Raw genomic sequence first — 2,929 nt, 5'->3', positions numbered from 1 at the left:
GTGAGGCGATTAGCATAAAATTTTACCCATCAAAACTTTTCAAACACCCTCTAAGTTGCCCGCAGTTAAAAATCCAGACATTGATTTTTTTAATCGTAATGTACCAAAGCAATTTTTAATAGATACTCAGGAAACAGAACAATGATACCAACTGAATTTAAGAATGAAATAATTGCAGAATTAGATATTGATTATCAAGACTTAGAAAATAAAGCCACGTTATCAACTAGCTTGGTTATGGTTATTCATGGAAAAATCGAGAACAAATGGCAATTTCTGGAAAAGATAATTTTAAAAGACAAGCCAGATTTAAGCTATTTGAATGATGTCTTTGAAAGGTATAAAAACAAGCACCTAAACAAGCCACAGATAGACTATTCTGATGTGAAAGACCCCGATGATATACCATTTTAGATATCAAAAAATATCATCTGATATCAGTATTTTTCGATATCAGATGATATGACTAATATATAAAATATATGTTATCCCTTGACTGCCCGATGAAAAGGGAATTCTAGCTAATTTTTTTAGTGTGTTTTGGTTACGATTTAAAAATATTTAGTTAGGGTGATAAGCGGTTATTGCTATCGTTTTGTCTTGGTTATAGATGGATTCTATTCTGCGATATGTAGGATGTGACCACCACACTTTTATTCTATCTCCGTTTGCTGGTGCGCTTGCAGTAATTGAATACCCTGCATCCATCAGTATTTGCTCAAATTTAATAGCGTCAAGTATTCTTGACGGAAAAGATGGCAATCCGTCAAGACGGTGCTTATTCAGGGTCATAGATACCCTGATAAGTTGTATAGATTTTATAGCCAGGTAGAACTAATGCAATCCCAAAAGGACTATTGATTTTTCCAGGATATTTGTATGGATTATCATCTGGAGTTTCTCCACCAATGCGAATAGCAAAACCAAAAAACCATAAATAGATACCTGGGATTAATAAATCCATGCTGTAAGCAATTGCTCTCATGTTTTCTTCCCTATCGCTAACTATTTCGATTGATGAAGTTTTTGTTGTTGCTACCATTGTTTTCTCCTAAAGCCCAAAAGAAAGCATAGAAAAAGATAAGTAAAACTAATCTATTTCTCGCTCTGTGCTGGTTTTATATTTAGATAATTTATTCAGATACCTCATTAAAGCTATTTTTGGGAGAAAAATCAAGTGACTTTTCTTCCAAAAATGGAAAATAATTTATATTTTTTATCCCTTAATGCTCAGATATAGTAGTTATCAAGGATTCCAGTCTTTTTTTTAGTTTTATAAACAATGATTAAACAATCTTATGATTTAAATAAAACTGGATTTTGCATGGTTAATTGCTGTGCTTATATTCTGCTAGGGGCGATATCAAATTTGTACCCATTCCCTAGCCACTTTTAACGCCGCGTCTGCTGTGTAATAAATCCCCTTCTTACCATAAACCCAACCATCAGAGCTAATTATCCTAAATTCCCAAGCATGAGCCGCAGTATAAAAAACCATCAATATTTGATTATTGGTGAAGATTAGCGTCTCTATTTTTACGTTTGATGTCATTGAGTATAAATATTTGTCATCACTCATGGTAATTTATCATTACAGTTGAGTATCCTAGCTGTATGCCTAGAGATTAAGCCACTGCCAATAAATTTTTACATAAACTATTGAAATGACTACAACTACTATTTACACAATATTAGAAGAATTTAGACAAGATGCAAATTCCAATCGTGACTTAGGCGATAAGTTTGAACGGTTGATGGTTAGTTTCCTGAAAACAGATCCGCTTTATCAAGAGCATTTTAGTAATGTGTGGATGTGGATGGATTTTCCTAAACGGGGTAATGCCCCAGATACAGGTATTGATTTAGTAGCAGAAGAACGTGATACCGGAGACTACTGTGCTATTCAATGCAAGTTTTATAACTCTAGCTATACTTTAGAAAAACATGATATAGATTCATTTTTTACAGCTTCAGGTACTTCTTTATTTAGCAAAAGAATAATTGTTTCAACTACTGATAAATGGAGTAAACACGCTGAATCTTCTCTAAAAAATCAACAAATTCCTGTTACTCGTTTAACTATTCATGATTTAGCTAATAGTCCTGTAGATTGGAGTAAATTTAGTCTAAAAAAACCTGAACAGCTAAAACTTAAACCTAAAAAACAAATTAGACCTCATCAAGTTATAGCTTTAGAAAAAGTTATGTCTGGGTTTCAAGAGTTGGATAGGGGTAAGCTAATTATGGCTTGCGGTACAGGTAAAACTTTTACTTCTCTAAAAATCACAGAACAATTTGCGGGTAAAGATTCTCTAATTTTATTCTTAGTGCCTTCTATTTCTTTACTATCACAAACATTGAGAGAATGGACATCAGAAACGGGTGTTTCCATCCATAGTATTGCTGTTTGTTCAGATACAAAGGTAGGTAAAAATAAAGCGTCAGAAGATGACGCTGATCTAACCGTTAATGATTTAGCTTTTCCCCCTACTACTAACGCTCAAGATATTATCAATTCTTATCGTGCTTTTCAAAGTAAAAAAGATTTAACCGTTATTTTTTCTACTTATCAATCTATTCAATCTATTGCAGATGCACAATTAAAAGGTTTACCTGAATTTAATTTAATTATTTGTGATGAAGCACATAGGACAACTGGTGTAACTATTTCAGGAAATGAGGAATCATATTTTGTTAAGGTACATGACCAGGATTTTATAAAAGGGAAAAAGCGTCTTTATATGACAGCTACTCCCAAATTATTTAGTGATGATACTAAAGTTCAGGCACAAGAAAATGATGCTTCTCTGTGTTCAATGGATGATGAACATATTTATGGTAAAGAGTTTCACCGTTTAGGTTTTGGTGAAGCTGTAAGAGGGTGTTTGAAAAGTCGGTGAGTGAGTAAAAAAGCTCTCCCAGTGTAAGC

General features: G+C 33.2%; 4 protein-coding genes. 2 read left to right on the top strand and 2 right to left on the bottom strand.

Annotated elements, in window-relative coordinates:
- The first annotated feature begins 141 nt into the window (after nucleotides 1–141).
- The gene (locus tag FJR05_RS23645) at nucleotides 142–414 is read left to right on the top strand and encodes a hypothetical protein (RefSeq protein WP_168646373.1); all 273 of its coding nucleotides are present in this window, start codon (nucleotides 142–144) and stop codon (nucleotides 412–414) included.
- Nucleotides 415–778: 364 nt separating this feature from the next.
- Here FJR05_RS23645 and FJR05_RS23640 read toward each other — a convergent pair whose 3' ends face one another.
- Together FJR05_RS23640 and FJR05_RS23635 are read right to left on the bottom strand one after the other, a co-directional pair.
- Nucleotides 779–1,042: a hypothetical protein gene (locus tag FJR05_RS23640; RefSeq protein ID WP_168646372.1), complete on the bottom strand. Its 264-nt coding sequence runs from the start codon at nucleotides 1,040–1,042 to the stop codon at nucleotides 779–781.
- A gap of 321 nt (nucleotides 1,043–1,363) precedes the next feature.
- Nucleotides 1,364–1,552 carry a hypothetical protein gene (locus FJR05_RS23635; RefSeq protein ID WP_254447057.1) on the bottom strand — a complete coding sequence of 63 codons (189 nt, stop codon included), beginning with the start codon at nucleotides 1,550–1,552 and terminating at the stop codon, nucleotides 1,364–1,366.
- Between the two features lie 112 nt (nucleotides 1,553–1,664).
- Here FJR05_RS23635 and FJR05_RS23630 point away from each other — a divergent pair, with 112 nt between their 5' ends.
- A complete protein-coding gene (locus FJR05_RS23630; protein WP_168646370.1) occupies nucleotides 1,665–2,900 on the top strand; it encodes a DEAD/DEAH box helicase family protein in 1,236 nt (411 codons plus the stop codon).
- Nucleotides 2,901–2,929: the final 29 nt, after the last annotated feature.

This window comes from Dolichospermum sp. UHCC 0259 (genome assembly GCF_009711935.1).
Taxonomy (GTDB): Bacteria; Cyanobacteriota; Cyanobacteriia; order Cyanobacteriales; family Nostocaceae; genus Dolichospermum.
This window is presented reverse-complemented; position numbering and strand designations above follow the sequence as displayed.

Bases quoted from the DNA above. Each gene is read 5' to 3' on its own strand.
- FJR05_RS23635 (WP_254447057.1), bottom strand. From the start codon at position 1,552: ATGACATCAAACGTAAAAATAGAGACGCTAATCTTCACCAATAATCAA.
- FJR05_RS23645 (WP_168646373.1), top strand. From the start codon at position 142: ATGATACCAACTGAATTTAAGAATGAAATAATTGCAGAATTAGATATT.
- FJR05_RS23630 (WP_168646370.1), top strand. From the start codon at position 1,665: ATGACTACAACTACTATTTACACAATATTAGAAGAATTTAGACAAGAT.
- FJR05_RS23640 (WP_168646372.1), bottom strand. From the start codon at position 1,042: ATGGTAGCAACAACAAAAACTTCATCAATCGAAATAGTTAGCGATAGG.